The organism is Parapedobacter lycopersici, assembly GCF_040395035.1.
GTDB lineage: Bacteria > Bacteroidota > Bacteroidia > Sphingobacteriales > Sphingobacteriaceae > Parapedobacter > Parapedobacter lycopersici_A.
This window is the reverse complement of sequence record NZ_JBEBRB010000130.1, coordinates 1-3,025: the sequence shown is the minus strand read 5'-3', so window position 1 is coordinate 3,025 and position 3,025 is coordinate 1. Positions and strand designations below refer to the sequence as shown.

Sequence of the window (3,025 nt, the reverse complement as noted above, 5' to 3'; positions counted from 1 at the left end):
AGAATAACCTGAGTTTTATTCTTAAAGAACAGAATGAAAGGGACATTACGCTATGTGTGCACCCCTATATTTACGCCTACATCAGGTCCGGATTAATGTCCCGCCGGGTAAAATGGTTTTTCAAGTTCGGCCGATGGATCCGGGTAAAGCCGGTTTCCGCATATTACCTAACGGAATTCCATTTCTTCAACAGTAAGGACGTTGAGATTAAATTGTAGCAACGAACATTAGATACGAAGCCCCGTAGCCTGTAGCTGCGGGGCTTCGTGCTGTCTGCCGGTACCATTGTACGGCATCCTTACGCATTGTGTACAGGATGCCAGCAGGCTGACTCCACGATTTAACCTGAAAAAGGTGGACTCACCGTGGACTTAATGTGGACTCACCGTGGACTCACATCGAACCATTCCGGGTTTTGGCTGCCGGATGTTCGGTGAGAGCGGGAGGCCGGTTCAGTGGCCGGAGTGTGCCAATATTGCGGCCGCCATTTCCGCTATCGACCGTTGCGGCAGCCAATGGACGGTTAACCCGTCTTTCTCCATCTTACGGAAATAAGTCATTTGCCGCTTCGCATAACGATGTATTTCGGTATTAAGACGTGCGAAGAACGTATCATTGTCAAGCTCGCCGAGGAGGTATTGCGTTGTATACTTGTATTCCAACCCGTACCGTATGAGCTGTTCGGGGGGAATGCCCCGGTCCAGTAGCTGCCGCACCTCGTCGATTAGCCCGGCATCCAGCCGCTCCACCAACCGGTTGGTTATGCGTTGCCGGCGGACCTCCACCGGCGGGTTGATGCCAAACACCTGCGCCGGAATTGTGGGTTGTACCGGCCGGGATACCGGGTGCTCCCGATGCCATTCGGCAATCTCGATGGCCCGGATTATCCGTTTTTTAGTGCTGGTATCTGCCGTAAAACCCGGCGGTACGGGCAGCTCCTGTAGCTGCCGGACGAGGGTTTCGCGATCCAGCTTTTCCAGTGCCTCCCGGCGGTCGGCCACAACGGGTACTCCGCTGTAGGCAAACCCTGAAAGCGCCGCCTGAAGGTACAGGCCCGTACCCCCGCATAAAATGGGTTGCTTGCCGCGGCGGATTACGGCGCTCATTGCTTCACGGAAGTCTTGCTGATACTGTGCAACGTGATACGTATCTCCTGCATCACGGATATCGATGAGGTGATAAGGGATGTCCCGATAAAGTTCCAGGTCTTTTCCGGTGCCGATATCCATGCCCCGGTATACCTGCCTGGAGTCTGCGCTGATAATTTCCCCGTTAACCTGTTTGGCAACCGCAATTGCAAGGGAAGTCTTGCCCGATGCGGTGGGTCCGAAAATTACGAGTAGCGGTGGGGTATTCTTCACGTCCAAAACGATTTCGAATATAGGAAAAAGATGCGTGACCGGCTAACCGGATATTTTCACTAATTTAATGCTTCCCCCGTTGTAGACCGGGATAAATCCGGCACGCAGTCGGTCTGCCGGTGGCATTCCATGAAGTGTCGGAGGCAGTCTCCCTTCATGGTATCGCGTAAAAGTCCGGGCATCCACCCAGAACAACTGGGGCTGTGTTTCCGCTATCGGGACAAACCCCACTTTCCGGTAGCTGCTGCCGTTGGACCAATCGCTGTCGGCATAGGTCATGATATCCCCGGGATTGAAGGCGCGCTGAAAGGCTTCCAGTAACTTGCTGAATCCACCCACGACATGAACGCCCTGTTTATGGCAGAAACGAAGGAGCTCGAATGACCGGTGTCCGACGGGCCTGTCGTGCATGCTGCGCCCACCACTGAACAGGGCTATTGCCGTCAATTCGCCGTGATGGAATAAACCAAACCGGTATTTTCCGGGCAGCGGCACCTGCAAATGATGTTCTTCCTGGAAGGATAAAGCCGTCGGTTTATCGATGCGGGCGGCTACGGTATCCCGGGCATACAGGCGACGCGACTGTCCGGATAAGGCGGCAATGCGGTTCAGCAGCAATTCCGGCCGCGTGATCCAGCGGTCCTCATCGATGTGGATGCTGCGGATACCCGGGGTCGCCGGCACCCTGCTGCGGTAAGGCTGCAGGGCGTAATAGATGAGCTGAAAAGGTAGCGGAGCCGCCTGTAATAGCCAAACACCTTCGATGAGGGGTGAGGTGCTGATTTCGATGTGCAGCTTATGCTGCAATGCGATCGAGAACGCAAAAACCGATGAGGAGCTGTCTGACACGTGTGAACTGAGTAAATACAAAAATCATAAAAATTTAAGAAGACCACCATTTTTAGTAAATATTATCGATATTCGTTATACGATGAAAAAAGCCATTACACTGATTGGTATGATGGGCGTGGCGATCGCGTGTATTTCCTCCGTTTTTGGTGCCGGGGTAACCGGGAAGGTGCCGGTCAATCATACCGTATTATTAAACAATCAAGGGCAAAGCATCCCCTTGAAGGGATTGCAGGACCGCCGGATCGCCCACATCGGTCACCTCGATCGGGAGGTGTTCAATGCATTTGGTAACATGCTGGAGCGTTATGCACCCGTCACGCATTTTGCCCTGGCGGCTGAACCAGACGGGAGCACCCACCTGGATGAAGACCTGAAGTTTTATAACACCCTGATTTTCGCCGTTTCCGATGCAGACATGAATGATCAACGGTTGTTGCAGTTCATCCATACCCAGGCGGTGGGCAAGGAAGTTGTTTTAGCGGTTTTCGGTGATGGCTCCGGACTGCGTGCGGTTGATTTCGTCCGTTTCCCGGTCCTTTGGACTTCCACGCTTACCAATGAGACTGCCAGTCAGGTGGCGATGTCGATCTTCGGCGGCATTTCCTGTACAGCGCAGTTGCCCCAAACATTTTCAACGCGTTACGCAAAAGGTGCTGGCTTCAGAACAGCACAGACTCGGCTCGAATACGCGGATGCTTCGGCTTTTGGAATAGATACACAACAGCTGACGGCTAACATTGATGCCATCGCCATGGAGGCGGTCCGTGAACACGCTACCCCCGGGGCCGTGGTTATGGCGATTAAAGGAGGCA

At 53.5% G+C, this 3,025-nt stretch carries 2 protein-coding genes and 2 pseudogenes; 2 read left to right on the top strand and 2 right to left on the bottom strand.

Annotation, left to right across the window (positions count from 1 at the left end; translation table 11 throughout):
• Window positions 1-218 (top strand): annotated as a pseudogene (locus tag ABWO75_RS13625) (ribonuclease E/G); the annotation flags it as partial.
• 234 nt (window positions 219-452) lie between these two features.
• Here ABWO75_RS13625 and miaA read toward each other — a convergent pair.
• Both miaA and ABWO75_RS13615 read right to left on the bottom strand, forming a co-directional pair.
• Window positions 453-1,361, bottom strand: coding sequence for a tRNA (adenosine(37)-N6)-dimethylallyltransferase MiaA (gene miaA / locus ABWO75_RS13620; RefSeq protein ID WP_353186422.1), 909 nt, complete (start codon window positions 1,359-1,361; stop codon window positions 453-455).
• A gap of 42 nt (window positions 1,362-1,403) precedes the next feature.
• On the bottom strand, window positions 1,404-2,231 hold the full coding sequence (locus tag ABWO75_RS13615; protein ID WP_353186420.1) for a hypothetical protein: 828 nt from the start codon (window positions 2,229-2,231) through the stop codon (window positions 1,404-1,406).
• Between the two features lie 61 nt (window positions 2,232-2,292).
• On the opposite strand from ABWO75_RS13615, the pseudogene ABWO75_RS13610 reads away from it, so the two are divergent.
• Window positions 2,293-3,025: pseudogene (locus ABWO75_RS13610) on the top strand (hypothetical protein); the annotation flags it as partial.